This is a genomic window from Halomonas sp. KX33721 (assembly GCF_001596805.1).
In the GTDB taxonomy this organism is placed as follows: Bacteria; Pseudomonadota; Gammaproteobacteria; order Pseudomonadales; family Halomonadaceae; genus Vreelandella; species Vreelandella aquamarina.
The window spans coordinates 17,526-43,335 of record NZ_LVIA01000005.1; the positions used below are offsets into that span (position 1 = coordinate 17,526).

At 56.7% G+C, this 25,810-nt stretch carries 21 protein-coding genes; 15 read left to right on the forward strand and 6 right to left on the reverse strand.

The genetic code is table 11. The features are described 5' to 3' along the window. The first annotated feature begins 47 nt into the window (after positions 1 to 47). On the forward strand, positions 48 to 302 hold the full coding sequence (locus tag A3220_RS01595) for a type II toxin-antitoxin system prevent-host-death family antitoxin (protein ID WP_062372652.1): 255 nt from the start codon (positions 48 to 50) through the stop codon (positions 300 to 302). Next, on the forward strand, positions 295 to 561 hold the full coding sequence (locus A3220_RS01600) for a Txe/YoeB family addiction module toxin (protein ID WP_062372655.1): 267 nt from the start codon (positions 295 to 297) through the stop codon (positions 559 to 561). The genes A3220_RS01595 and A3220_RS01600 overlap by 8 nt, the downstream gene beginning before the upstream one ends. Positions 562 to 702: 141 nt before the next feature. Here the strand turns inward: A3220_RS01600 and A3220_RS01605 are convergent, their stop codons facing one another. Beyond that, positions 703 to 1,596 carry a LysR family transcriptional regulator gene (locus A3220_RS01605; protein WP_062372658.1) on the reverse strand — a complete coding sequence of 298 codons (894 nt, stop codon included), beginning with the start codon at positions 1,594 to 1,596 and terminating at the stop codon, positions 703 to 705. Positions 1,597 to 1,741: 145 nt separating this feature from the next. Here A3220_RS01605 and A3220_RS01610 point away from each other — a divergent pair, with 145 nt between their 5' ends. The 10 genes from A3220_RS01610 (at position 1,742) to A3220_RS01650 (ending at position 11,152) form a co-directional block, all read left to right on the forward strand. Next, complete coding sequence (locus A3220_RS01610; protein WP_062372661.1) at positions 1,742 to 2,953, forward strand: YbfB/YjiJ family MFS transporter; 1,212 nt, start codon at positions 1,742 to 1,744, stop codon at positions 2,951 to 2,953. A 35-nt stretch (positions 2,954 to 2,988) separates the two neighbouring features. Then, positions 2,989 to 3,597 carry a glutathione S-transferase N-terminal domain-containing protein gene (locus tag A3220_RS01615; RefSeq protein WP_062372663.1) on the forward strand — a complete coding sequence of 203 codons (609 nt, stop codon included), beginning with the start codon at positions 2,989 to 2,991 and terminating at the stop codon, positions 3,595 to 3,597. Positions 3,598 to 3,940: 343 nt separating this feature from the next. Continuing rightward, a complete protein-coding gene (locus A3220_RS01620) occupies positions 3,941 to 4,261 on the forward strand; it encodes a DUF427 domain-containing protein (protein WP_062372666.1) in 321 nt (106 codons plus the stop codon). A gap of 167 nt (positions 4,262 to 4,428) precedes the next feature. Beyond that, positions 4,429 to 4,956 carry a toll/interleukin-1 receptor domain-containing protein gene (locus A3220_RS01625; RefSeq protein ID WP_062372669.1) on the forward strand — a complete coding sequence of 176 codons (528 nt, stop codon included), beginning with the start codon at positions 4,429 to 4,431 and terminating at the stop codon, positions 4,954 to 4,956. Positions 4,957 to 4,966: 10 nt separating this feature from the next. Then, positions 4,967 to 5,452, forward strand: coding sequence for a TIR domain-containing protein (locus tag A3220_RS16695; RefSeq protein WP_084812730.1), 486 nt, complete (start codon positions 4,967 to 4,969; stop codon positions 5,450 to 5,452). 228 nt (positions 5,453 to 5,680) lie between these two features. Beyond that, positions 5,681 to 6,280, forward strand: a complete 600-nt coding sequence (locus A3220_RS01630) for a TIR domain-containing protein (RefSeq protein ID WP_062372797.1) — start codon at positions 5,681 to 5,683, stop codon at positions 6,278 to 6,280. Between the two features lie 62 nt (positions 6,281 to 6,342). Further along, on the forward strand, positions 6,343 to 7,959 hold the full coding sequence (locus A3220_RS01635; protein WP_062372672.1) for a CBASS cGAMP-activated phospholipase: 1,617 nt from the start codon (positions 6,343 to 6,345) through the stop codon (positions 7,957 to 7,959). An 81-nt stretch (positions 7,960 to 8,040) separates the two neighbouring features. Beyond that, on the forward strand, positions 8,041 to 9,183 hold the full coding sequence (locus tag A3220_RS01640) for a toll/interleukin-1 receptor domain-containing protein (RefSeq protein WP_062372674.1): 1,143 nt from the start codon (positions 8,041 to 8,043) through the stop codon (positions 9,181 to 9,183). A gap of 2 nt (positions 9,184 to 9,185) precedes the next feature. Then, a complete protein-coding gene (locus tag A3220_RS01645; protein ID WP_062372677.1) occupies positions 9,186 to 9,752 on the forward strand; it encodes a hypothetical protein in 567 nt (188 codons plus the stop codon). Positions 9,753 to 9,988: 236 nt separating this feature from the next. Beyond that, the gene (locus A3220_RS01650; protein WP_062372680.1) at positions 9,989 to 11,152 is read left to right on the forward strand and encodes a toll/interleukin-1 receptor domain-containing protein; all 1,164 of its coding nucleotides are present in this window, start codon (positions 9,989 to 9,991) and stop codon (positions 11,150 to 11,152) included. Positions 11,153 to 11,310: 158 nt separating this feature from the next. Here A3220_RS01650 and recD read toward each other — a convergent pair whose 3' ends face one another. The 4 genes from recD to A3220_RS01670 form a co-directional block, all read right to left on the reverse strand. Next, positions 11,311 to 13,698, reverse strand: a complete 2,388-nt coding sequence (recD, locus tag A3220_RS01655) for an exodeoxyribonuclease V subunit alpha (RefSeq protein WP_062372682.1) — start codon at positions 13,696 to 13,698, stop codon at positions 11,311 to 11,313. After that, positions 13,695 to 17,381: an exodeoxyribonuclease V subunit beta gene (gene recB / locus A3220_RS01660; protein WP_062372685.1), complete on the reverse strand. Its 3,687-nt coding sequence runs from the start codon at positions 17,379 to 17,381 to the stop codon at positions 13,695 to 13,697. Before recB ends, recD begins: the two co-directional genes overlap by 4 nt. Positions 17,382 to 17,493: 112 nt before the next feature. Beyond that, complete coding sequence (locus A3220_RS01665; protein ID WP_054641496.1) at positions 17,494 to 18,030, reverse strand: hypothetical protein; 537 nt, start codon at positions 18,028 to 18,030, stop codon at positions 17,494 to 17,496. Next, positions 18,027 to 18,335 carry a nucleotidyltransferase domain-containing protein gene (locus tag A3220_RS01670; RefSeq protein WP_062362969.1) on the reverse strand — a complete coding sequence of 103 codons (309 nt, stop codon included), beginning with the start codon at positions 18,333 to 18,335 and terminating at the stop codon, positions 18,027 to 18,029. Before A3220_RS01670 ends, A3220_RS01665 begins: the two co-directional genes overlap by 4 nt. A 183-nt stretch (positions 18,336 to 18,518) precedes the next feature. On the opposite strand from A3220_RS01670, the gene pncB reads away from it, so the two are divergent. Beyond that, entirely contained in the window at positions 18,519 to 19,694 is a 1,176-nt protein-coding gene (gene pncB, locus A3220_RS01675; RefSeq protein ID WP_062362966.1) for a nicotinate phosphoribosyltransferase, read from the forward strand. Positions 19,695 to 19,704: 10 nt separating this feature from the next. Here pncB and recC read toward each other — a convergent pair whose 3' ends face one another. Further along, a complete protein-coding gene (gene recC / locus A3220_RS01680; protein ID WP_062372687.1) occupies positions 19,705 to 23,268 on the reverse strand; it encodes an exodeoxyribonuclease V subunit gamma in 3,564 nt (1,187 codons plus the stop codon). 145 nt (positions 23,269 to 23,413) lie between these two features. On the opposite strand from recC, the gene A3220_RS17720 reads away from it, so the two are divergent. Together A3220_RS17720 and ilvD are read left to right on the forward strand one after the other, a co-directional pair. Next, on the forward strand, positions 23,414 to 24,025 hold the full coding sequence (locus A3220_RS17720) for a type II toxin-antitoxin system RelE/ParE family toxin (RefSeq protein WP_084812731.1): 612 nt from the start codon (positions 23,414 to 23,416) through the stop codon (positions 24,023 to 24,025). Positions 24,026 to 24,120: 95 nt separating this feature from the next. After that, the gene (gene ilvD / locus A3220_RS01695; protein WP_062372694.1) at positions 24,121 to 25,806 is read left to right on the forward strand and encodes a dihydroxy-acid dehydratase; all 1,686 of its coding nucleotides are present in this window, start codon (positions 24,121 to 24,123) and stop codon (positions 25,804 to 25,806) included. The last annotated feature ends 4 nt before the right edge of the window (positions 25,807 to 25,810 follow it).

Genomic DNA, 25,810 nt, shown 5'->3' on the forward strand with positions numbered 1-25,810 from the left:
CGAGCAACGGCTAGACTTGTACCCTAAATAGTACATGTGAGGCGTGTATGAAAATTGTGTCTTTTACAGAAGCGAGGAATGGCTTAAAAGCCGTGCTGGATGGCGTCGTTAATGATGCGGATACCACCGTGATCACGCGCAGGGATGCTGAAGATGCCGTTGTGATGTCGCTGGATTATTACAATAGCCTAATGGAAACAGTGCACCTGCTTCGTTCGCCTAAAAATGCTGAACACCTTAACCGCTCAATAGCGCAATATCGTGCTGGCCAAACAAGCGCACGAGAGTTAATGGATGAGTAGTCAGCGACTGTTGTGTTGGACAGATGAATCTTGGAACGACTACGTCTATTGGCAAGCGCAGGATAAGAAAACCCTTAAGCGCATTAATAAGCTGATAAACGATGTAAAGCGCTCTCCCTTTGAAGGAATCGGCAAGCCAGAGCCCTTAAAAGAAAACCTAGCGGGCTTTTGGTCTCGACGTATAGACGATACTAATCGGCTTGTTTATGCAGTCGATCACCACGCGATCACTGTCATTTCTTGCCGCTATCACTATTAGCCCGCAACTGAATCGGCCCCGAGAGTGAGCCAGCAGTGGGAGGTGACTTTAGCCCGCGACTGTGCTAGCCGCCAGGCCGCCTTTAGCACCATGGCGCTTGCCCAACTGCCCATCGTAACCCCCTGAATTCTTCAGTCCACCTCACGATGCATTCAACTGAGGCTCATTCACCACCACCGCGTCACGCAACGTTTCAGCAAAGCTTGCCAGGGCGGGTGTCCAGGTTTCTGATTTGGGGGCGACAAAATAGGTATCGATATTGGCGATGGAGGTGGACAGTTCCAGCGTGTGAATCTCGAATCGGTGCTGGTGGGCTTCAACCGTGCCACGGGGGAGCACTGTGTAACCCATCCCGGCAGCAACGCAGCCCAGCATTGCATCCAGCGAACCGAGCTCGAAGATCCTGCCCGCATTAACACCCTGGGCGGCCAGCAAAAGCTCAATACGCTGGCGGTAGCTGCACCCCTGGCGAAACGCCAGGAAAGCAGACGTAAGCAGCGCTTGTGAAGAGGGCATCTGCGTCATCGGCGTAGAGCCGACTAAGACAAGCTGCTCGCTAAACGCTTTGAGCGAGTGGTAGTGGCCATGCTCGAGCCTCCCGGCCACGAAGATACAGTCCACCTGCCCATTAAGCAACAGCTCGACCAGCTCAGCCGTCGGCCCGGTTTTGATCTGGATATCAACGTCAGGCTGCGCTGCGTGATAAGCCGCCAGTATCGGCGGAAGGCGTAGCGCCGTCGTGGTCTCCATGGCACCTATGCGCAGCCGCCCACATGCCTTCACCTGGCCTTTAAACAGCGACACGGCTTCATCGTGGGCCGTTATCATGCGCTCAGCGTACTCCACCAGTGCCCACCCGGCACTGGTAGGACGAACTCGCCCCGCACGGTGAATCAGCTTTACGCTAAGCTCCTCCTCAAGCTTCTTAATGTGGGTAGTCACATTGGATTGAACCGTGTGTAGCCGTTTGGCCGCCGCCCCAAAGCTGCCGGTTTCGGCCACGGCCACCAGTAGCCGTAGCGATTTAAGTTGCACGTGCCATCTCCCAGTCAGGTTATCTATAAAAAAGATAGTATCGATCAAAACTAATCGTTTCCAGGAATGGCTACGCACGCGTAGCCTAAGAGGGTAACTACCTGCTGCTGACCTACCTGAGGTGGCTCCAAAGGGAACTGGCTTGATGAAGCGAACACTCACTACCGACGATCTGCCCGCGTTAATGACCGGCATCATGGCGACCCTGGCGGCGATAGGTATTGCTCGCTTTGCCTATACGCCGTTATTGCCCGCGATCATTCAGCAAGGTTGGTTTACCGCAAGCCAGGGTGCTTACCTGGGGGCGGCCAACCTGTTGGGGTATTTTATCGGCGCGCTTGCCGCCCACTCGCTGAGCGAGCGTTTTGCGCCGCGCTGGGTGTTGGCGGCAAGCTTTGCGGGTATCGGGCTCAGCTTCCTGCTTTGCGCGGGGGCGGGTGGTTTTCACTGGTTCTTCTTCTGGCGGCTGGTCTCGGGGGTAGGCGGGGGGATCTTGATGGTCGTGGGCCCCTCGCTGGCGCTGGCGGCCACGCCCCCGGAAAGGCGAACCCGTGTCGGTGCCCTAGTGTTTACCGGTATCGGGTTTGGGGCGCTGCTTTCCGCCCTCGTTGTGCCGTCACTGCTCGGGGTAAGCCTCTCGCTAACCTGGGGTGCGCTGGGGCTGCTCTGTTTGGCGGCTGGCCTGTCGTGCGACCGCGGCGTTGCGCGCTTGCCCCCACGCCCTGTGGCAAGCCAGGCAGCAAGCCCGGTGGGTAATAGCCCTGTTGGGTATGCGGGGGTAAAGTGGGTGGTGGTACTGGTCATCGGCGCTTACGCGCTGGATGCGGTGGGGTTCGTGCCCCACACCGTGTTCTGGGTGGACTACCTCGCCAGGGAGCATGCCTTGGGCCATCAAACCGCTTCCCTGCAATGGGGAATCTTCGGGCTGGGTGCCCTGTGCGGGCCGTTCATGGTGGGGGCGCTGGCCCAGCGCGTGGGGTGGCAAGGGGGCTTGATGATCGCCTTTACGGCCAAGGCCGCTGCCGTCATGCTCCCGGTGTTCTCGCTTGCCCTGCTCAGCCAGTCGGTTTCCTCGTTCATGGTGGGGGCGATGATTCCTGGCATCGTAGCCCTCACCTCTGGCCGCCTGGCCGAGCTGGTCGGGCCCACCGCCCACAAGCAGCTCTGGGGGCGAGCCACGGCCGCTTTCGCCGCCGCCCAGGCAGGGGCAGGCTATGCCATGTCTGCGCTGTTTGGCATGTGGGGTAGCTACACGCCGCTCTTCACCATCAGCGGCATGGCGCTTGCCCTTGGCTTGTTGCTGGTACTGATGAGCCGAGGCGTACAGCAGCGCCGCACACATCCTTCTGCCCAATAACCTAACAAGCACTATTCAGACAAAGGGAGGCCACCATGGAACTCTACCTGAACGCAACATCCCCCTATGCGCGGTTGGTGCGCATCGTGTTACTGGAAAAAGGCCTGATGGACGTCGTGACGCTCAAGTGGTGCGACCCCTGGGCCGACGATGCCGATCTCCTCAAGGCCAACCCCGCCGGGCGCATCCCCGCGCTGGTGACGGAGGAGGGCACCACGCTCAGCGAATCCATGTTGATTGCCATGTACCTGGACAGCCTGGACAACGTAAAGCCCACCCCGCCCATGCTGCCCACCCCGTTGAGTGACGTGCTGCACCTGGCAGGCCTGGGCCAAAACCTCATGGATGCCGCATTCACCACCGTGATTGCCCGCAAGCACTATGGCCCCGAGATCGACCAAAGCGAGCTGGGCCAACGCCGGGCAAGGGCCATGCAGCGGCTGTTGGAGCAACTGAACAGCGAGCTGAGCGGCAACCCCACGGCCGCATCGATCCACCTGGGCGACATCGCCATCGCCGTCGCGCTGGAATACCTCGCCTTCCGGCTGCCAGAGATACGCTGGAAAGAAGCGCATCCCCAGCTTGCCGCGTGGCATGCGGCTGTAACAGCGCGAACAAGCTTCCAGCAAACCGCCTTCACCTAGCCCCCCGTGGGAGGCCGCTTCAGCCCGCGACCACCTCCCCCATAGGTGAACCCGCCCTGTGGGAGGTGGCTTCAGCCCGCGACCAATCCCCCCAGAGGTGAACCATCCCCCGTGGGAGGCGGCTTCAGCCCACGACCAACTCCCCCCAGAGGTGAACCAGCCCCGTGGGAGGTGGCTTTAGCCCGCGACCATTCCAGCGTGCAGCGGTAGCGTGGAAGTGATGGCTCACCTTCCTCCCAAAGCATCCATGATCGACTAAAAACTAAGCTTTCGAGGTAGGCTTAACCCATGTTTGCTGCTAGGCTCAAAGTATTAGAGCGAATAACGCCGCAGGGACAACACGATGCAGAATGCCCGCATAACGCTTCACCCAAGCAAGCAGCGCATGCAAGTGCGGGTGGATGGCATTCTGCTAGCCGACTCCACCAATACGCTGGAACTCCGCGAACACGGCTACCCACCACGCCACTACTTCCCACGTGAAGACGTGCGGATGGACTTACTTACCACTTCGGAAACGACCACTTACTGCCCGTTTAAAGGGCATACGGTGTATTTTTCGCTGGGTGAAAGTCGAGATGTTGCTTGGAGTTATGAGGAGCCGGTTGAGGGTGTGGAGGCTATTGCGAGTAGGGTGGCGTTTTATGGAGATGTAAACAAATGACGCTTTTCGACCCTGAGCAGACATGCTAGCAAAGGCAACGTGTGCGTTTTCTCATATTCCACACGCACGAAAGGCTGTGCATAAAGCTGATTTTCAATTGATTGCCAGTGAATTGCTTAAGTTAATGCATGCTAGATGTTCGATCAGTATGAATTATAGGAGTAGCAATGGCCATTAATATACGCGACTTACGATCAGCATCTAGTCGCTCGGGAAGTGTTGTTGTAGCTAAATCGCTCACCGAAGCTTTAGCTAAAAAACAGCAAACGGCCTTTTTATGCCACAGCCACAAAGACCGCGAGCTAGCTAAAGGCCTTCAAGTTCTAATGAAAGAAAATGGATGGGACTTGTACATTGACTGGGAAGATAGCGAAATGCCGAGCACTCCCAACAAGGAAACTGCAAACAAAATTAAGGCAAAAATATTGTCTACAGGCTGGTTCTTGTTTTTAGCAACTGACAATTCAACTCAATCACGCTGGTGTCCTTGGGAAATTGGTTTTGCTGATTCAGCAAAAGGATACGATAAGATCTTAATAGTTCAAACAGAAGATGATTATGGAACTTGGTATGGAAACGAATATCTTCAGCTGTATAAGAAAATAGATAAAGGAAGTAATAACCAGACGGGTAAGACTGGTTATGCTGTGTTTGATGCGGGTACAAACTCTGGGACTTGGGTAGAAAATCTATAAAGGAAATAAAATGGCTAAAATTCCTGTTTTTTATAGCTTCCATTTTGACAATGACGTAATGAGAGTCCAACAAATACGTAATATTGGTAGCATTGAGGGTAATCCACCTACTACTCCAAATGAATGGGAAACACTAAAGCGAACAGGTAAGCAAGCTGTTGAAAATTGGATAAATCAAAATATGAAGTACAAACGATGTATTATTGTTTTGATTGGTAGCGAAACCGCTTCAAGACCGTGGGTAGAGCACGAAATCATCAAGGCATGGAATGATGGTAAAGCTTTACTAGGCATTTATATTCATAACCTCAGGTGTCCAAGAAATGGGACTAGCAAAAAGGGAAAAAATCCGTTTGATCTGATCAAGTTTAATGATGGTAGATTAATGTCAAGCGTTGTACCTTGTTATGATCCTAATTCTTTGAATGCGTATCAAGATATATCAAATAATATCTCAAGTTGGATTGATAATGCTATTAAAAATAAAGTAAATTGAGATGATTGGTGAGTGTGTTAAAGCAAATATAGAAACAGCATCAATTTGAACACATTCAGGCATCCTAATGGTTTTGTCGAAGATTACTTTGGGTATCCTTGACGGCTTATAAACCCCTAAACTTTTGACAGGCTCGCATTACATGACGTGCACGGACAGCACATTCCAAGGTGAACTGCAGTCGCTACGGGGTGAGGAATGAGGATTGTCAACGAACTGGAGCAAGGGATGACACGAAAAACATTTTTCTCCTTCCATTATCAGGAAGATGTGTGGCGCGCCTGGAATGTCAGGAACTGCCTGGTCGTCAGCGAGGATCAAGAGGTAGATGGCTTCTTTGATGGCAGTGTGTTCGAAGCATCAAAGAAAGAAAGTGATGAAGCGCTCAAGACCTTTCTTCGTCATGGCCTAAAGAATACCTCTGTGACTTGCGTGCTTGCCGGTCAGGACACCGCTGCCAGGAGGTGGGTACGGTATGAGATCGTACATAGCGTCTTGAAGGGCAATGGGCTGCTCACTGTCGATATCCATGGCTTAAGAAACAACGCGAAGGAGTTGGGAGTGAAAGGCACAGATCCACTGGCTGAAGTGGGTGTCTATCTCGTCAACGACAAGATTTATTTCGCGGAGCTCGAGGGCGGTAAATGGGTGAAGTACTCGGACTACATCTCCGCCATCCCAGCCTCTGATTTGTGGTTTGACGCCCCTGCCAGCAACACGGTTGTTAAGCTATCCAAACACTGCATGAGATACGACTTCACGGCTCAAAACGGCCGGGAAAACATCGCTGGCTGGATCGAAACCGCAGCTACCTTAGCCAGTCGTTAGAAATACGAAACGAGGCGTACTAGCTTGCAGAAATCGACATTTCATATCACTAGGTATTACACATGGCAGTCACTCAGCGCCTAGCCGGCGTTAGGATTCACCTGTCCGGGTCGAACCAAGAATTACAAGCAGACATCACTGATTTCGTACAGAAATTTGCAGCGAAAGTTTTCAATGAAGGAGGCTCCATTGTTCATGGGAGTCATCCTTCGTTCACTGAACCGCTACGCAGAGCTGCAGAGGATTTCATCCAGGCGGGTGGAAACAAGGGGGCGCTTACCTTAGTGCGGGCTAAGCGCTACTCAACTGATCAATACACTGCTGAAATTGAAAAGCAGAGAGTATTCGCTTCTGTGGAGATTGTGCCTGCAGATAGCAGCGATGGTCCGGCCGCAGAAGGCCTGACCCCAATGCGTGATTGGATGGCTGATCGTTCCGACGCCATTATCTGCGTCGGTGGTGCATGGTGGAACATTAATAAAGCAAAAGCAGGCGTTCCCAATGAACTGGATACGATGCTTGAACTCGGAAAGCCAGGATTTGTCGTCGCTGGTTTTGGCGGGGCTATCGCAGGTTATCTCAAGGAAGACCCGTCGTTATTATCTCGTCTGCGTAACGGGCTATCGCCCGAAGCGAATGCGACCATTGCCAACAGTACATCGGTTGACCAAGTCATAGGGCTGATCGTCGACCAACTGAAGAACCTCCCGCTTACTCGCCGTAACGTATCGCGCGGCCGCAACTTCCGTATTTTGGCGCTTGATGGAGGAGGGCTCAGAGGTACCTTCACCGCGGCAGTCTTGGCCAAGTGGGACGACATGCTGAAGGCTGGTGGTGGGAACGACCTTATTTCACACTTCGACCTGGTGGCAGGCACATCCACGGGCGCGATCTTGGCTATTGGCCTAGCCATGGGCTTGAAACCAAATGAAATCCTTGAGTTTTATGAGGAAAAGGGTCCCCAGATTTTTCCGAAGGATCGGAAACTGCGGCACTGGCTCAAATCCAAGCATGATTCAGCCACACTTCGAGGACTGCTGACAGATGTGTACGGGGACAAAACGTTGGAAGCAGATTCCCGCTGCCGCTTGGTGATTCCCACTGTTAGGGCCAAGCAAGGTCAGGCAGAGGCGATCGTCACCCCGCACAGCCCAGATCGAACCGCTTACCGAGGTATTTCAGCCGTCGATGCTGCACTGGCTTCCTCCGCTGCACCTACCTATTTTGATGAAGCTACCTTCGGTGGGCCTATCGCGTTGGAGACGTTTCTGGATGGAGGTGTCTGGGCCAATAACCCCATCCTCCCGGCGTTGGCGGAAGCGGTTCGATACTTGAAAATCCCTTTAGACAGGATTGATGTACTGAGCATTGGCACTCTCAGTAGCGAAAGCGACTTCACTGAGCAGCTAGGAAAGGGCAAGGCAGGTTGGGCACCTCACAGCGTCGATCTCTTTTTCGCTGCCCAAGAGCATGGTGCTTTGGCACTAGCAGAAAGTTTCCTAGGACCGACACGTCATGTGCGTGTTAATCAGCAAACCCCTGTCGAAATCAAAATGGATGATGCCGAGGCCATACAGGAAATGGTGCAACGTGGCAATGAGGCTGGCAAAGAGCACTTTGCTGAGGTGCGCTCCAGATTCTTTGATGGCCAACATGTTGATCGGTGGGAGCGGTTCTGAGAATGCACGGGCACTCGAGAGATAGTGTCTCGGCGCCCGTTTGGTTACTAACGTTTCATTGAAACTGATAGCGAGGCTTTCATGTCATTTATCTATCATCTTGCTATCTTGGGTGCTCCTTCGGCTGAGCAAGTCTCTGAGCTTGAAACGGCTGTAACAGATGCGGTTTCTGGGTTTGGCTTGAGGTTGGGCCAAGAGATCGGGTGGGAGGTAGTTCCTGCTGACTTCACTCCTCAACAGCGAAGATCGGCTGCTGTTGTATTTTTCGGCGGTGTAGACGCAGATCACCCCAGTCTACCAAGCTTGCTGAGAGGCGGTGTTCCTGTTGTCCCAGTCGTGCCTGACCTAGGTCGAGTTGCAATGGAAGTCCCCGAAATCCTTCGGCCATTGAATTGTATGTCGTACGCAAATGGTGGGGCGAAACGGGTAGCCACTGCGCTCTTGGAATGTGCAGGTTTGCTTCCGAAGCAACGTCGGGTATTTGTCAGTTATCGACGGGACGAGGCTAGCCAGGCGGCGCTGCAGATGTTCGACGCGCTCTCTGCCAGGCATTTCGACGTTTTCCTAGATACTCGTAGCATCGCACTGGCAGAAGATTTTCAGACCATGCTGTGGCATCGGCTTTGCGATTCTGATGTGTTGCTGATGCTCGACACGCCTGACTATTTCAACAGTCGATGGACTGCTGCAGAGTTTGGAAGAGCGCTTGCCAAGGGTATCAGTGTTCTTCGAGTAGGGTGGCCTGAAGCCCAGTGCTCCGCTCGCTTGGCAACTGCAAGCCTCGCTGAGCTTGATACAAGTGAGCTAGATGCTGCATCAGGACGGATTAGTGATCACGCGATTGATCGTATTTGTCTCCAGCTTGAGGAAATCCGCAGCGAAAGTCATGCAGTGAGAACCGTTAACCTAGTGAGCAATCTACGAATAGGAATTGAGGCTATAGGTGGTGAGGTGATCGGTATGGGCACCGGTCGAGGGACTCGAGTACGCCTTCCCGATGATCGGATGGTTGTGGTCTACCCAACGGTAGGTGTGCCGACCTCCACGACAATGCACGAAGCTTCAATAAGCTCTCCTGACGAATCCGTAGCCATACTCTATGATCATGTAGGCCTACATCCTCAGTGGTTGAGTCACCTTGACTGGCTAGGCCAGCACATTCCGGCGACGCGCTGGGTCAAGGCTTGTGAAGCTGGCTGGCAATTTGCAGATTGGAGGGCATAGGAATGGGCGCGATTTTCCTTTCAGCAAGCATACCCGTGATTGGACGAGGGAAATACTATGAGACCGCTGCCCCGTTTCTTATCCAGTGTGCCGTTCGCGAGCTGGCGATCGCTACCGTTCGTCGACACAAGATTGTGTGGGGCGGCCATCCTGCAATTACCCCTATGATTTGGAGCATCTGCGAAGATCTAAGGGCAGACTACACAGACTCAGTGATCCTGTATCAAAGCCGCTTTTTCGAGGGTAACTATCCGGAAGAAAATCAACGGTTTGACAACGTAATTTACACCGATCCCGTACCTGGCGACATCAAGGGTAGCTTACAACTGATGCGAGAACAGATGCTCTCTAGGGAAGATTTGATCGGAGCCGTGTTCATTGGTGGGATGGATGGCGTTGAAGTTGAATACGACATTTTCAGGCGGCTCAATCCTGAGGCTTTCATTCTTCCAGTTGCCGCACCAGGTGGTGCAGCGCTTAATCTTGCTCGGGATAAAGGCTATTTTACTGGGCGGGAGCTCGAAGACGTAGATTTCGCCACGCTATTTAGTCGTTACTTACCTGCCTAATAGTCGTAACGTCAGGCCCAGTGTTTTTTTTGATCCAGGTTGAAGTCGTCTCTGGTCTCTGGTCTCTGGTCTCTGGTCTCTTGTCATCGAAATTGAAGCAAATGTGCGACACATCGGTAAGTGCTACCAATACAGATAAATACGCTTGGATTGCTCTTCGTCTTCCAAATGCGATTGAAAAAGCAACCCGTATCCGTAAATCAAGCTCATACTAAAGAAATCACTGTAGGTCAATTATGGCAGGCGTTGTGAAAAGAAAATATCAATCCGAGACAATGAGGTTGAAAAAATCGTTTACTAGGCCTTTGAACTTAATTTCAGAAGCTTTACCTGCTGAGTATGATAAGTATTTACTATTAAAGATGTTTAAAGAGTTGTTTCCGATAATGTGGAGTGAATTGATTCAACGATATGAAAAATATGATAGTAAAGATAAATTTCTAGCTAAAGTTGGCAAGAAGAAAAGGTACTATCATGATCAGCCTGAAGTATTTTTCTTTAACTTGTCAAAAGTTAAACATATGATTTCAAATGGTCAGCGTAAGAAGCATGAGATAAGTTTTAACGAGAAAAGTGCTCAGTTGGCTTATCATGCATTGTTAGATAAAGCAAATAAAAATAAACGTACTCATGAAAGCAAAATGTTATCTACAAATAAAGACTTGCAACTCGTGGAGCCACTATATATTGATGCTTTTATTTCTGCTTATCATAAGAAAGGCATAACAGTCCAAGGTAAAATAGAAATTTTTCATGAGCTGAAAAAATACAATAGCGGTAAAGTGATAGAGTTTTTCCAAAAGCTTAATGATAGTGAAAAAAATAATCAAATTAGAAGAATGGCATTTGAACATCTTCAAAAATTAGGTTTTTTAGTTAGTTTGAGAAAGAATTTCAAAGGAAAAGTCAAATCTTATAACACAGAAAGAGACATATTTAATGTTTCTCCAGAGGATTTGTATCAGAGGCTAGAGTCGAACACTGTGCAGAATAAAAAGTCATTCCATGTTTTTATCTCGCATAGTTATCAGGACTCTAGCTTAGTGCGAAAAGTTAAGTCGTGTCTTAATAATCATGGCCTGACTGTATATTGTGATTGGACAAGTGATAATGACTTTCTAAAGAGAGATTTAGTAAGTGACTACACTAAGATGGTGTTAAAGAAACGAATTGAACAATCAAAGTCTATAGTTTTTCTGCAAACTAATAATACTGTAAATGCTAAAGGTTTACTTTCATCTCCGTGGGTTTTAATGGAGATAGAGTATGCGTTGTCAATTGGCAAGCCAGTATATAGTTTGAACTTTTCTAACATTAATGAGCTTTTTGAAAAAATTAATTTCGAAATTGATGGTGATGTCGAAATTAGTAGTGATGAAATTAGCAAAATACACACATGACAATGTAATCAAGCTTGGGATAAAATATTTTATTAGTAAGTTTTTTGTTAATTTTAAACAAGCATTTTATCTGCTTAATGAGGCGTTAATCAGAGGCATCTAAAAGTCTGCTTATGGCCGAAAACCGACACTATCAGCGCTAATAGTGTCGGTTTGAACTAACCCCCAACCCCACTCACCCTAACCACCTCCCTCACCACCGCCTCATTCAACACCCCGCGCTTGGCTTCCACCACCGTGAGCCATTCGCGGGCGCGGGTGATGCCGGTGTACACCAGCTCGCGGGTCAGAATGGGGTTCAGCGTCGGCGGGAGCAGTAGGGCGGTGTGCAAGAACTCCGAGCCTTGGGATTTGTGAACCGTCATCGCAAACACGGTTTCCACCGCGTGCAGGCGGGAGGGCAGCACCCAGCGGATGGGCTTTGCGGGGTCGCTGGCGGCACTTGATGAAGGGAAGGCCACTCTTAATAGCTTCTGCTGCGGATTGCGCGGGTCAGGCACGGCCAGGGTGATGCCGATATCGCCGTTCATCAGTTTCAGGCCGTAGTCGTTTTGGGTGACCAGTACCGGGCGGCCCTCAAACCAGCCTTTCTCCAGCGTGTAGTCGCTGCCGAACAGCAGCTTTTCGCCGCGCAGCGTGCTGGCGATGCGCTGGTTCAAGCCTTCGACCCCCCAAGGGCCTTTGCGCAGCGCGCACAGCAGTTGGAAGTGGCTGTAGGCGCTGAGCACCTCGCTGGCCCAGGTGTTGTAGACGGCGGGGCTCTCCTCGAAGGACTCCCCCCGTGGGCGCTGTGCTTGCAGCACCTTGAGGTAGTGGCGGTAGCCCGTGGGCGGGGCGATGGGTTGGCCCTGGTGGTCGGTGCGGCCTTCGCCGTTCCCCGCAAAGCCGCTGGGGCTGCCGTGAATCACCAGCTTGTCCAGCGCGGCGTCGTCACTCATGACCAAATGGTGAATATCCGGGTAGCCGTGGCGCAGCACGGCGGTGACGGCCTGCTGCTTTTCCCGTTCGCTTTGCGCATGGCTCGGCTGGTTGATGGCCTTGGCGAGCTGGCCGATGCCGCTGTGTTCATTGAAGCGGTGGCTGACCCGCAGCATGGTAATGGCTTGGTCGAGCGGTTGGCCTTCGGGGTCGATGAAATCCTCAGGCAGCGGCTGGCCGGTGGCCTGGGCCAGCCATTTGGCGGTGGCCGGGGTGTAGTGGGCGGCTTCCGCGCGGCGGCATAGGTCGCCGAGTACCGAGCCTGCCTCTACCGAGGCGAGCTGGTCTTTATCCCCTAGCAGAATGCACTGGGCGTGGGCGGGTAGGGCGCTGAGGGTGGCGGCCATCATTTCGATATCCACCATCGAGGCTTCGTCGATCACCAGCACATCCAACGCCAGCGGGTTGGCGGCGCTGTGACGGAAGTGGCGGGTGTCGGGGCGTGCGCCGAGTAGGCGGTGGAGGGTGGTGACTTCTGTGGGGATGGTGGCTTTTAGCTGTTCTGTGGCTGAATCGTCGCGAGCTAAAGCTCCCTCCCACAAGATTCCCTCCTGCTTTGCCTCTTTCAACAAAGTGGTTAGGTCAGTGAAGGGGAGTTTTGCGACCTGCCCGGCGATGGATTCGTTCAAGCGGGCGGCGGCTTTGCCGGTGGGGGCGGCTAGGCGAATGCGCAACGGCTGGCTGGGGTGCTGGGCCAGTTGCAGGGTTTGCAGCAGGGCGAGCAGGCGTACCACGGTGGTGGTTTTGCCGGTGCCGGGGCCGCCGGTAATGATGCCGAAGCGGCTGCGGGCAGCCAGGGCGCAGGCGGTTTTTTGCCAGTCTAGGCCGTTGCTTTGTTTGAACAGTATGTTCAGGGCTTGGGGGAGTAACCCAGGGTGACTGGCGTCACCCGTCGCCCAATGAATTGGCCTCCCACCTTTGCTTTCTGAGCCTGTGCTTGCTGTGTGGCTAGTGGTTGGCTCGGTTGTCAGATGATTTGGCCTCCCACTTTGGCCTTCTGTGCCCGTGCTTTCTGAGCCGGTGCTGGTGGCTTCCAGGCGTGCGGCGATGTGTTGGTGCAGGCTTTGTTCGTACTGCCAGTAGCGGCGCAGGTAGAGCCGCGTGCTGGGGGTGCCGCTGACTGAGTGAGTGGTCACTACAACCAGCGGTGTGTTACCGGGGCCTTCGCTTGTCAGCAGCGGGTGGTGCAGGGCGGCTTGCCACTCGCTAAGCGTGAGCGTGGCCAGCACGTCGCTGGGCAGCGGCGGCGGGTCGGTGAGGTCGTCCCCTTCGGGCGGTAGCGAAAGGGCGAAATCCGGCGCGTTGAGCGTGGCGTTAATATCCAGGCATACGTGGCCGCGGCCTAGCTGGTGGCTGGCTAACGCGGCTGCCAGTAGCAGCAGCGTGGGGGCGTCCGGGGCTTCACTGGCTAAAAAGCGCACCAGGGCGCGGTCCAAGTCCCGCAGCCAGCCTCGCGCTACCCAGCGTTCGCACAGGGCCAGCAGTTCCGGGGTGCTGCCGAGTGCCGGGTGGGCGCTGGCGGCATCGCCGAACATATCGAAGGTGTGGCTATCGTGTTGGCGGCTCATGCCGTGGCCTCCTGCTGGGTGGCGTGTGGCTCGCCTGCAAACAGGCTATCCAGGGCTTCGATGAGTTCAACCGGGGCGGGCTCGCCGACTACACCGCGCCCAGGGCTGCGGCTGCCGCGCAGAAATACCGTCATCGAGCCGCCCAAGTGCTGGTGCGGGTCGTAATCCGGCAGGCGCGCTTTTAACAGCCGGTGCATGGCGAGCAGGTAGAGGGCGGCCTGCAGGTCGTAGCGTTTGGCCAGCAGCGCGTGGCGTAGGGCTTCGGGTTCATAGGCGCTGTCGTTGGGGCCTAGGTAGTTCGATTTCCAGTCCAGCACGTAAAAGCGCCCCTGGTGCTCGAAGGCTAGATCAATAAAGCCTTTCAGCATGCCGTTCAGGGTGTCGGCATCCAGCGCGGGGCGCTCTACCCCTGGCAGTAAGTGCTTGCTTACCAGCGCATCAATGGCTTGGGTATTCACCCGCTTGGCGGCAAACCAGAACTCCAGCTCTACTTGATAGCTTTCTAGTTCATTCAACGCCACGCTTTGCGGGGTGGGCGCGGCCAGCGGTAGCGGTGTGGTGAGCAGGGCGCTTAGCCAGCCCGCCAGCGGTTCTTGCCATGCTTGCCAGCCACGTAGCTGCACCCGCCGCCACAGCATGTCGTTGAGGGTTTCTCTATCCTTTGCTGCAGTATCGAAACCTTGCTTGCCCGCCCACTCCAGCAGCCCGTGCAGAAAGGTGCCGGGGCCGGGGCCACGTGGAAACTTATGTAAGTGAAACGCTTCTAGCTGGGATCGTTCTTGAGATAGTTCCCGAGGTTCATCCAGTACTTCGAAGGCGGTGGCTTCCTGGGCGGTGGTGGGTTCCAGCGGTGGCAACTCCGGGGCGGTAAGCGTGCCGGAAAGCCGCAGCGCGGAGTAGCTGGCAATCCACCAGTGCTCTTTGGCGGGGCGCGTGGGCGTGCGGGCGTGGCCCAGCGCACTGTTTTGCTCCACGGTGGCAACGCGCTCTGCAGTGGGTGCGGGTGGCTGGTGAATCTGTATCTCGCTGCCTTCCACCAGTTTATCGAGTGCGTTATTGAGCGCCTCCGGTGAAAGGGCATTGCCGCCTTTTAGCAGGTAGCCCAGCGCGCTGTTCTCCAGGCCTTTCAGCGGGGCCAGCCCCAGCCAGGTGGCGTGGCGGGCGCGGGTAAGCGCGACGTAGAGTTTGCGCAGGTCTTCCCCCAGCCGTTCGCGGTCGGCGGTGGCGAGTATCGTGTCATCCGCTTCTAAGCTGAGCTGTAGGTTGCCTTCGCCGTCGTGCCAGCGCAGCGGTACGTCCTCGGCTTTGACCGGGCGGTGGTTGGCGATGAACGGCAGGAACACCAGTGGGTACTCCAGCCCTTTGGATTTGTGGATGGTGACTACTTTGACCAAATCCGCGTCGCTCTCCAGGCGCAGCTTGTGGCTGTCGCCGTGGCTTTCCGGGTCGGCAATGGCGTCAAACAAAAAGCGAATCAGCGCGTGTTCGCCGTCCAACTCGGCGCTGGCCTGTTGCAGCAGTTCGCCCAGGTGCAGCAGGTCGGTGAGCAAGCGCTCACCCTCTTCAAACTCCGCCAGCAGGCGAGCGGGAATATTGAAATCCACCATCATGCGGCGCACCAGCGGCAGCACGCCCTGGCGCTGCCACAGGCGGTGGTAGTGGCTGAACTGCTCGACTCGCGCTTCCCAGGCCAGCTCGTTCTGCTGCAGGTGGTCCAGCTCGGCAAGGCTGAGCCCCAGCACTGGGGTGGCCAGCGCGGCGCGCAGGTGCGCTTCAGCCTGGCGGGAGCTAGCCAGCGGTTCGGCGCAGGCGCGCAGCCAGCGCTCTACCTGGGCGGCCATGGGCGAGCTAAATACCTTATCGTGATCCGAAAGATACACGCTCTTCACCCCTCGGCTAGCCAGCGCTTGGCGAATGGCGCGGGCTTCCTGCAGGCCGTTTACCAGTACTGCCATATCGGAGGGCTTGAGCGGGATGAGCGTATCGTCGGTTTGAAAGCCGCTCTTGCCGTGTTGGCCTGCGCTGAGCAGTTCCGCCATGTAGGAGGCGCAGCGTTCGGCCATCTCGGTTTGGTAGGCGGTTTTGGAGAGCGGCTCGTCGGCTTCCAGCGGCCAGAGCGTCATGGCGGGCAGCGGCTGGCCTTGGTGAGTGAGCTGCTCACTGCGGCCTTTGGCCTCTACCGGCAGAAAGGGCAGCGGGTTGTTGCCGCCTTCTTCGCGGAACAGGAACGCCCCGGCCGGGTGCTCATCGGCGTAGCGGAAGCAGTGGTTCACCGCCTCTACCATGGCGCGGCTAGAGCGGTAGTTGGTGCCCAGTGTGACGTGGCGGCCTGAGGTGTCTTCGCGGGCTTTTAAGTAGGTGAAGATATCCGCGCCGCGAAAGGCGTAAATGGCCTGCTTGGGGTCGCCGATCAGCAGCATGGCGGCGTCTCGGCGGGGCTTGGCGACCTCATACACCGCGTTGAAAATACGGTACTGAATGGGGTCGGTGTCCTGGAACTCGTCGATCAGCGCCACGGGGAACTGGCGCAGTATCTGCGCGGCCAGGGCCTCTTTATTGGGGCCTTGCAGGGCGCGGTCCAAATGGGTGAGCAGGTCGTTAGGGCCCATTTCGGCGCGTCGCTCTTGCTCCCGCTCCAGGCGCACTTTGCACCACTGCACGGCGTGAATCAGCAGGTCATTACGCGGCTCGGGCAGGGCGTTCAGTGCGGCGGGCAGCTCGGCCAGCGCTTCCCAGGCAGCCGGGCAAGGGGGCGCGCCCTCTTTCCATATCTCGGCCATGCCGTCTGGGGTGAGGCGTTTCCAGGCGGCATCGGTGAGTGCGGGGCGGGTGGCGTCGCTGTCGCACCACTCCCGCAGCGCGCCTAGCCAGTTGGCACGGCTTTTGGCGTTGAAGCTTTGGCCTTTGAAGGCTTTGCGCTTGGCGGCGTCTTCTAGTGCGGGCACTAGGTCATCCAGCCAGGCAGGCCAGGGGGCTTTTAACTCGGTTAGGCGTGCGCTGCGTTCGGCCTGGGCGGCGCTTAGGGTTTGCTCGGGGGCGGGGCGCGGGCTGCCCAAGGCCTCGCTTTCGGCCAGCAGTTTGCGCACTTGCCCGTGGAGCTGGTCCGGCGATTTCCAGTAGCCGGTAATGCTGCCCAGCGCTTCGGCGTCCAGCGGGTAGTAGAAGGTGCGCCAGTAGTCGCGCACTACCTCCTGCTCCAACTCTTGCTGGTCGTTTTCCAAATTGAGCGAGAACAGGCTGCCGCTATCGAAGGCGTGCTCGCGCAACATGCGGTAGCACCAGCTATGAATAGTGGAAACGGCGGCTTCGTCCATCCACTCGGCAGCCAGCTCTAAGCGGCGGGCGCAGGCGGGCCACGTGGCCTCGGGGTATTGGCTGCGCAGTGCTAGAAGCAGTGAGTCTTCACCCTGATGACGAAACACCGCCGCCGCTTCCACCAGCCGGTGGCGGATACGTTCGCGTAATTCTTGCGTGGCGGCGTTGGTAAACGTGACCACCAGGATTTCCGGCGGGGTGAGCGGGCGTACGAAGGCGGTGTCGTCTTCACTGTGCTGCCCGCCCAGCACCAAGCGCACATACAGCAGCGCAATGGTGAAGGTTTTCCCCGTGCCCGCGCTGGCTTCAATCAAACGGCTGCCGTGAAGCGGCAGCGTCAGCGGATTCAGCGGGGCGGGCTGGCTCATTCTCATTCTCCGAACATCACGGCAGGCGGAAAGCAAAGCGCCTTTGGCGGGTAGCCAAAGGCACCGGCACTATATCGCGTTGCCAAGAGCTGGGCAAAAGAGCAAAGCAGCGTTAGAGGCTGGTTTGAAAGACTGTGTCGAATTCGTTAGAGAAGTCTTGGGTGGCGGGAAAAATGCCCAATTGTTCAGCACTCCATGTCACTAGTCTTTTTGAGGTAACAAGGAGAACGTCGGCAAGTTCGTTCAGCAAGTTAAAGTGCTCTGCTATTTGTGCATAGTGCGTCGAGTAATCATGAGCGGCAATATTGCGAATAGCGCGGCAGCGCTGCCAGTCACTGGTAGCGTCCACGACGCCCTGCTTTTCGAACAGCGAAAGGACTTTGAGAAAGCTGTCAGTAGACTCCCCTGCCAACAGAGCGCTGTGCCGCATAGCAGAAGCAATGGAGTCCTGTAGCTTGGCAAACCGCTCATTGATAGCGGCCAGTGTTTCAAAAAGGTCGACATCTTTTTTATGGTCGGCTAACCAATCACCGTCCAAAGGCCATGTGACTTTTTTGCGTGATTGATGAAGAAACCAAGCGCAGCGCTGAATGGCTTCAAGCAGCTGCGCCAGATAGCGCTGCTGTTCGCTAAGTACATCCTGGCTCATGCGGCTACCTCAAGCGTCATTGGCCGTGACTGGGCGAGTGCAATGGCTTGAAACGGAGTAGGTTCAGCTGTTGTGACGTAGGTCACGATATCGAACGGTAGCTGGAGGCGTTGTTCTAGCGCCATTTTGAGCTCAGCACAGGCGAGTAGCGGGATGGCGTTGGGGGATATAAGCAGCAGATCGACATCGCCGCCTCGCTTACTATCATCTAGCCGCGAGCCGAAAACATGCACTGCCACCGAAGGCCCCACAAACTCACGGACGCCTGACAGAATAAGCTCGCGCTGTGATTGCGAAAGACGCATGGAGTCCGCTCCTAGTGATAAACCGGTGTTTAAATGGTAGCACTCTACTCACGATAGCAGATAGCCGCTCTCCCACCTGCTAGCCATAGCAAACAGGGGTTAGGCTGTGAGGTATCGTCGCCAACTGGTAATCTAGCGGGCTAGCCGCTCTTGGCGATCTGTTGATGCTGGTGAAGGGATCTCATGCTGACCTCGCTTCTGGATAACGATTTTTACAAGATCACGATGCAGAATGCCGTGATTAAACGCTTCCCCTATGCCCATGCCCGCTACGCGTTTATCAATCGTGGCGAGCATGCGTTTCCTGAGGGTTTTGGTGAGGCGCTGCGCGGTGAAGTGGATCGCATGGTGACGCTGCGCTTGTCGGATGAAGAGAAGCGCTACCTGCAAACCACCTGCCCTTACCTAGACCCCACCTATCTCGATTTTCTGGCGGGCTTTCGTTACGACCCCAGCGAAGTGACGATCGAGCAGCAGGGCAGCGAGCTCTCGGTGGTGATGGAAGGCCCCTGGTACCGCACCATTTTGTGGGAAGTGCCGCTGATGGCGCTGATTAGCGAGCTTTGGTACCAACTGCGCGGCGTGAGCGTGTCGGAAGATGACGAAGCGCTCATCGAGCAGCGCACGCGAGAGAAAATCGAACTGTACCGCCAGCACGGGCTGAAGATTGCCGAGTTCGGCACCCGTCGGCGTTTCTCGTTTGCGGTGCACGACCGAGTCGTCAAAGCGCTGCGCCACTACGGCGGCGAGGCGTTTAGCGGCACCAGCAACGTGCTGCTGGCCATGCGCCACGGGGTGAAGCCCATCGGCACCCACGCCCATGAGTGGTTTATGTTCCACGGCGCTCGCTTTGGTTTCAAAATGGCCAACAGTTTGGCGCTGGAGCACTGGGTGGACGTGTACCGGGGGGATTTGGGTATCGCGCTGACCGATACCTTTACTACCCGCGCCTTTTTCGAGAGCTTCGATAAGAAGTTCGCCAAGCTGTTCGATGGCGTGCGCCACGATAGCGGCGACCCGATTGAATTTGCCGATGCCACCATTGCCCACTATCAGCGCCTGGGCATTAACCCGCTGAGCAAAACCATTATCTTCTCCGATGCCCTCACGCCTGAAAAAGTGGAGCGCATCCGCGCCTTCTGCCAAGGACGGATTGGCATGGCCTTTGGCATTGGCACCAACTTCACCAACGATATTGGCGTAGCGCCCATGAACATGGTGATCAAAATGGTCGAGGCCCGCCCTGAAGGTCAGGGCTGGCTGCCAGTGGTGAAGCTGTCCGATGTGCCCACTAAGAACACCGGCGACCCGGAGATGATTGCGTTGGCGAAGAAAGTGCTCAGTATGGGCAGCTCATAGCCGCTTGGCTTTACTCTTTTTTGCCTTTAACAGCGAAAAAGAGCGGGGCGTAGAGCGCTTCCACCAATGTGGCAAAGGTGTGCCCGTTGGCTTGCTCGAAGAACAACCGCTCGAAGCGGGGCCACTGGTGGCTTAAATACGCGCTTTGGGCTACTTCACCGGTTTGGTAGCGGCCGCCTTCATAGGCGGTTTCAGCGGCGGCGTAGGCGTCGCTGTCTCGGCCTTTTTCTTGCGCCATGTCTGGTGTGCCTTGCTTACTTAGCCAAGCAAACGCGGCTTGCGGTGCGAGCGGTAGCGGGGTTTCTAGGCCCGCTTGCCACGCGGCTAGCTGGGTTTTCAAGTGCTGGCGGGCGGTCTCGGCATCCACCGGCGCTAACGTGACATGACCCGCTTTGGAGAGCAGTTGCGTCGTCATCGGGCCATCCAGGTTGCCCGCTAGGTGCGCAACCCAAGGGCGCAGCAGGTGGCTCCAGCGGTACTGGCCGCGCCCGCTGCCTTGGCTAATCAGGCTGCTACTGAGTAGCAGCAGGCGGCAGCGGTGGCCTGCTTCATCCTGACGCAGTTCGCCCAGGGGCTCTTCCAATGTGAGGCCGTGGGCTTCGAAGTGAATCATGGTGTCGGGCAGGGTATGCGGCCACGCGTCTAGCGCTTCTTCGTAGGCGTTGAAAAGCGCCTCCATGGGTTCGGCGAGTGCCGCGCGCATGCGTTGGCCGAACGCGCCCATGGCCAGCACGCCTTGGCCTTGAAAGCGCTCCAGCGCCTCGTGCAATGCTTGCATGCGCGGCTGGCCGTTATCCACCGCGTGACGCTGGGCGGCAATCAGTTGGTCCTGGAGCTGCCAGTTTTGCAGGCCATCCAGGGCGAATGGCTCGGCGTCCAGCTCGGCAATCGCTTCCTGCTCGAAATAGACCCCCAAGCGAGTATTAAAGAAGCTGCGCACCGGCTCGCGCAGAAAGCCGCCCAGTTGCCCAAGCGAGAGGCTGGTGGGGGCGTTTTCCGGCGCTGGCAGCGTGCGGCTAGCGGCGGGTGGCGTGCGTGGGGCGTGCACCTCGCGCCATTCGTGGGCGTAGGTGAACAGCCGGCTTGCTGGGCTGTTGAAGTAAGCGCGGCTGAAAGGCTGCAGCGGATGCTCGGTGGTGAGTGTTTCCAGCAGCGGCGCGCCGTTTTCCGTTTGCCAGCCGGCTTCCAAGTGGTCGCGCAGTTGGCCCACCAGCACCGAGGGTGGCAGCGGCGTGTTATCAATCTGGCTGCGGCCGACCCAACTCACGTAGAGCTGGTCGCGGGCGGAGAGCAGCGCTTCCAGAAACAGGTAGCGGTCGTCTTCCCGGCGGGAGCGGTCGCCGGGGCGATAGTCGCTGCCCATCAGGTCGAAATCCAGCGGCGGCTGGGAGCGGGGGTACTCGCCGTCGTTCATGCCCAGTAGGCACACCCGCTTGAAGGGAATGGCGCGCATGGGCATCAGCGTGGCGAAGTTGACCGCTCCGGCCAAGAAGCGTTGGGAAAGGCTGTGCTCATCAATTTGCGCCAGCCAGTGCTCCCGCACCATGGAGAGCGGCAGCGGGTCGTTGAGTTCGGCTTCCCGGCTGCTTTCCAGCATCTGCTGCAAGCCGCTTTCCAGCTTGGTGAGCATGATGCTCTCTTGGGCGTCGTCGGTAAGAAAGAAGGTTTCCAGCAGTGCCCGCAGCCGCGCGACCCAGGTGGCGGCATCGGTGGGTTGGCAGAAGCTCTCCCAGGTGGCTTCGAGCTTCTCTAGCAGCGTCGCCAGCGGCCCAGCCAAGCCCGCTTCCAGACCGCCGATATCATCAAACGGTTCGATACCTTGCCACGCGTGGCCGTCGCCCACGGTGTAGCCTAGCAGCAGGCGGCGCAGGCCGAAGGCCCAGGTGTTCTGGCTCAGCCCGCCAGGCAGCTCCAGCCGCTGGCGCTGCTGGGCGTTCAGCCCCCAGCGGATGCCCGCGCCTTCCATCCAGCGCTCCAGCACCGGCAGGTCACGCTCTTCTAGGCCGAAGCGCTGGCGCAGGGCGGGGACATCCAGCAGGTCGAGTAAATCGCTCACCGACAGGCGCAGCTCCGGCAGCCGTAGCAGTTTTTCCAGCGCGATCATCAGCGGCAGGCGGTGGCGGCTGGCCTGGTCGGAGAGCGTGTAGGGAATATGCCGCGGGTCGTCTGTGGGCAGTTGGCCAAATACCGCTTCGATGTGCGGCGCGTAGCGGTCGATATCCGGCACCATGACGATGATGTCTCGCGGTCGCAGGTGCGGGTCGGCGCTAAAGGCGGCCAGCAGCTGGTCGTGGAGAATCTCCACTTCCCGCTGGGGGCCGTGGCCGATATGAAACACGATGGAGTCATCGGCAGCGGGCAGGGCGGGCCAGTGGCCTTGCGTTTCCGCCACGGGGCGCAGCTCGCGTATGTCGTCTTGCAGCTGGCTGAGCAGGCAGTGGCGATCCTCGCCGCTGAACGGCTCGAACATATCGATGCGCAGTGCCTGCTGCTCGAATAGGGTTTGGTAGTTGCCTGCGTCGTCGTGCTCATCGAGCAGGCGCAGGTAGTCGCGGCCCTGCTTGCCCCAGGCGGCTAGCAGCGGCTGGGCGTGCAGGTGCAGGGCGTCATCGGCATCGCCGGTGCCCAGTACATCCAGCGCTTCAGGCATGCCGGTTTTGCGCCGCTGGCGGTAGCGCTGGGCGCGCAGCAGGTCTTTGTGCTCGATGATATCTGCCCAGTAGAACTGGCAGGGGTTATGAACGCACAGCACGATTTGGCAGCAGCGAGAAAGCGCCGCCAGCGCTTCCAGGGTTTGCTGGGGCAGCGATGAAATGCCGAAGATGATCAGCCGACGAGGCAGCCCCGGCGGGCAGTCTTGGCCCTCCAGGTGCTCGGTGGCCTTCAAGAAGCGCTGGTGAACTTGAGCGCGGCTGCTGTTCAGCCCGGTATCGCCTTGGGTGGCAGCCACATCGTCCTGCAAGATGCGCCATAGGGCGGGCTGCCAGCGCTGGTGCTCTTCTAGCGGGCGGTGCTCGCCTCGGGCGGTAATTAGCACATCGTGGCCGTTGGCCCAGGCGTCCAGCCAATCGGCGCGGTAGACCTGGTACTGGTCAAACAGATCCGCCAGCCGCTCGGCCAGTTGGTAGTGCTTGCGCTGGTCACGGTCGATTTCTAGAAACTGCGCCAGCGGCTCAAACACCGGCTGCCCGGCCAGGGTAGGCAGCAGGCGCAGCAGCCGCCATACCAAGCGCGACTTATCGAACGGCGAGGTTTCCGGCACGGCATCGGCATTTTGCGAAACGTGAGTGAGCACCGTGCGGTAGGCTTGCCATAGAAACCGCGCGGGCAGCATCACCTCTAGCGCCGCAGCAATGCCCGCGCCGCCATTCTTAGGGTCTTCCGCCAACGCCAGTTTTAGCCACTGCCCAATACCGTTGCTCTGCACCAGAATGGTTTCGTTCTCCAACGGCCCCAACGGCTGGCGGCGCATCCACTCCACCGCCAAACCGCGTAAATCTTCCAAGCGGTTAGCATGTACCACCATAAAACCGGGGGGGAGCGGAGCGGGGGAGAACAAAGCATTGGCAGGCATACGGCGGCGTTCCTTCACGGCAATCAGCGTCACGGGTAGCGGTGACGCTATGGTGCCATAAGTTGGGGGTACTCGCGTGTATCTGGAGTAGGAACTTTTATGTACGTTGGGTTATCATAAAAGATAACTTGAGCGGGGTTATGCTATGGAGTGGCAGGTTGAGTTTTATCCAGGTGTTGAGCAAGAAATTTTAAGTATGCCGCCCAAAATACAGGCCAGAATGCTCCGGTTGCTGGAGATGGTAGAGACTCATGGCGCTAACCTTGGGCCACCACACACGGAATCGATGGGCGACGGTTTGTTTGAAATTAGGGCAAAGGCAAAAGAGGGAATTGGCCGTTCTCTGTTTTGTTATGTGCATGGGAAACATATTGTCGTTCTTCATGCGTTCGTCAAAAAAAGCCAAAAAAACGCCGCGTCAGGCGTTAACGTTAGCGCGGACAAGACAGCGCGAGGTGCAGTCATGATGAACTTAAAAGCACTAAAAGAGCAGGCTCTTCAAAACCCTGAAGTAGAGGCGGAGTATGAGCGTTTGGCACCGGAGTTTGCCTTGGCCTCCACACTGATTTCTATGCGCCAGCGTGCCGGGTTGACCCAAGAAGAGCTTGCCAAACGCTTGGATACACAAAAAAGTAACATTAGCCGCTTGGAGCGGGGAAGCAGTAACCCCGGCTGGAAAACATTACAGCGCTATGCACACGCCTGTGGTTTTGAGCTGACGGTACATGTTGAACAACAAAAACAGCCAGCCCATTAAGCAGTCAACGCGCTGCAATATTGGAACTCTCCTTGCGTCATCGGCTTACCGCCGCCAAGCTGTGGCCTTTGCTATGCCATTGAGAGGAGTCCGTGATGACCGAGCCGACCAACCATAATACCCGCCGCCACTCTGCCCCGGTGGTGGATGGCCCCGGTAAAGCGGCTAGCCGCGCCATGCTGCGCGCCGTGGGCTTCAACGATGACGATTTTCAAAAGCCTCAGGTAGGTATCGCGTCTACCTGGAGTATGGTGACGCCGTGTAATAGCCATATTGGTGAGCTGGCGGAGCTTGCCCGTGATGGGGCCGATGCCGCCGGAGGCAAAGGCGTGGTGTTCAATACCATTACCATTTCTGATGGCATTGCCAACGGCACCGAAGGCATGAAGTACTCGCTGGTCTCGCGGGAAGTGATTGCCGACTCCATCGAAACCGTGGCGGGCTGCGAAGGCTTTGATGGCTTGGTGGCGATTGGCGGCTGCGATAAGAACATGCCGGGCTGCGTGATGGGGCTGGCACGGCTCGATCGCCCCAGCGTGTTCGTTTATGGCGGCACTATCATGCCTGGAAAGGGCCACACCGATATTGTCTCGGTGTTTGAAGCGATGGGCGCCCACTCCCGTGGCGACATCGACCTAATCGAGCTGAAAAACATCGAAGAGACCGCCATTCCTGGCCCTGGCTCCTGTGGGGGCATGTACACCGCCAACACCATGGCTTCGGCCATTGAAGCACTGGGTATGAGCCTGCCGGGAAGCTCGGCGCAGAATGCCATCTCCCAAGAGAAACGCGACGACTGCAAAGCCGCTGGCGAAGCTGTGCTGGCGCTGCTGGCGCAAGACATCAAGCCCTCCGATATCATGACCCGCGAGGCGTTCGAGAACGCCGTGACCGTGGTGATTGCACTGGGTGGCTCCACCAATGCGGTGCTGCACCTGATTGGCATGGCGCGCACCATCGGTGTTGAGCTGACCCTGGCAGACTTCACCGAGATCGGTAAGCGCGTGCCGGTGCTGGCCGACCTGCGCCCCAGCGGCCACTACATGATGAGCGAGCTGGTGGCGATTGGCGGTATCCAGCCGCTGATGAGAATCCTGCTGGATGCTGGGCTGCTCAACGGCAACTGCTTAACCGTGACTGGTAAAACGCTGGCGGAGAATCTCGCTAACGTCGAGCCGTACCCGATGGATCAGCAAATCATCGCGCCGCTGGGTAACCCGATTAAAGCCGAAAGCCACCTGCGTATTCTGTTTGGCAACTTAGCGCCGGAAGGGGCGGTGGCGAAAATTACTGGTAAAGAGGGCACGCGTTTTAGCGGCTCGGCGCGGGTGTTTGGCTCGGAAGAGGAAGCCCAGGCACGCATCAACGATGGCACCGTAGTGGCGGGGGATGTGGTGGTGATTCGCTACGAAGGCCCGAAAGGCGGCCCCGGCATGCGTGAAATGCTCACGCCTACCTCAGCCATTATGGGCCGTGGCTTGGGCAACGATGTGGCGCTGATTACCGACGGACGCTTCTCCGGCGGCAGCCACGGTTTCGTGGTGGGCCATGTCTCCCCGGAAGCCTTCGACGGTGGCCCGCTGGCGCTGGTGGAAGATGGCGACCCGATCACTATCGATGCCGAAGCCGATACCATTGATGTGCATATCAGCGATGAAGAGATGATGCGCCGCCGTGCGGCCTGGCAACAGCCTGAGCCGCGCTATCGTAAAGGCGTGTTGGCGAAGTATGCCAAATTGGTCAGCTCGGCCAGTACCGGTGCGGTGACCGACCAAGAATAACCTG

Excerpts from the sequence above, each read along its gene's own strand:
- recC (WP_062372687.1), bottom strand. The coding sequence starts at position 23,268 with ATGCCTGCCAATGCTTTGTTCTCCCCCGCTCCGCTCCCCCCCGGTTTT.
- recD (WP_062372682.1), bottom strand. The coding sequence starts at position 13,698 with ATGAGCCGCCAACACGATAGCCACACCTTCGATATGTTCGGCGATGCC.
- recB (WP_062372685.1), bottom strand. The coding sequence starts at position 17,381 with ATGAGCCAGCCCGCCCCGCTGAATCCGCTGACGCTGCCGCTTCACGGC.
- A3220_RS01630 (WP_062372797.1), top strand. The coding sequence starts at position 5,681 with ATGACACGAAAAACATTTTTCTCCTTCCATTATCAGGAAGATGTGTGG.
- A3220_RS01640 (WP_062372674.1), top strand. The coding sequence starts at position 8,041 with ATGTCATTTATCTATCATCTTGCTATCTTGGGTGCTCCTTCGGCTGAG.
- A3220_RS01610 (WP_062372661.1), top strand. The coding sequence starts at position 1,742 with ATGAAGCGAACACTCACTACCGACGATCTGCCCGCGTTAATGACCGGC.
- A3220_RS17720 (WP_084812731.1), top strand. The coding sequence starts at position 23,414 with ATGGAGTGGCAGGTTGAGTTTTATCCAGGTGTTGAGCAAGAAATTTTA.
- A3220_RS01650 (WP_062372680.1), top strand. The coding sequence starts at position 9,989 with ATGGCAGGCGTTGTGAAAAGAAAATATCAATCCGAGACAATGAGGTTG.
- A3220_RS16695 (WP_084812730.1), top strand. The coding sequence starts at position 4,967 with ATGGCTAAAATTCCTGTTTTTTATAGCTTCCATTTTGACAATGACGTA.
- A3220_RS01645 (WP_062372677.1), top strand. The coding sequence starts at position 9,186 with ATGGGCGCGATTTTCCTTTCAGCAAGCATACCCGTGATTGGACGAGGG.
- A3220_RS01595 (WP_062372652.1), top strand. The coding sequence starts at position 48 with ATGAAAATTGTGTCTTTTACAGAAGCGAGGAATGGCTTAAAAGCCGTG.
- A3220_RS01625 (WP_062372669.1), top strand. The coding sequence starts at position 4,429 with ATGGCCATTAATATACGCGACTTACGATCAGCATCTAGTCGCTCGGGA.
- pncB (WP_062362966.1), top strand. The coding sequence starts at position 18,519 with ATGCTGACCTCGCTTCTGGATAACGATTTTTACAAGATCACGATGCAG.
- A3220_RS01665 (WP_054641496.1), bottom strand. The coding sequence starts at position 18,030 with ATGAGCCAGGATGTACTTAGCGAACAGCAGCGCTATCTGGCGCAGCTG.
- A3220_RS01600 (WP_062372655.1), top strand. The coding sequence starts at position 295 with ATGAGTAGTCAGCGACTGTTGTGTTGGACAGATGAATCTTGGAACGAC.
- A3220_RS01615 (WP_062372663.1), top strand. The coding sequence starts at position 2,989 with ATGGAACTCTACCTGAACGCAACATCCCCCTATGCGCGGTTGGTGCGC.
- A3220_RS01670 (WP_062362969.1), bottom strand. The coding sequence starts at position 18,335 with ATGCGTCTTTCGCAATCACAGCGCGAGCTTATTCTGTCAGGCGTCCGT.
- ilvD (WP_062372694.1), top strand. The coding sequence starts at position 24,121 with ATGACCGAGCCGACCAACCATAATACCCGCCGCCACTCTGCCCCGGTG.
- A3220_RS01620 (WP_062372666.1), top strand. The coding sequence starts at position 3,941 with ATGCAGAATGCCCGCATAACGCTTCACCCAAGCAAGCAGCGCATGCAA.
- A3220_RS01635 (WP_062372672.1), top strand. The coding sequence starts at position 6,343 with ATGGCAGTCACTCAGCGCCTAGCCGGCGTTAGGATTCACCTGTCCGGG.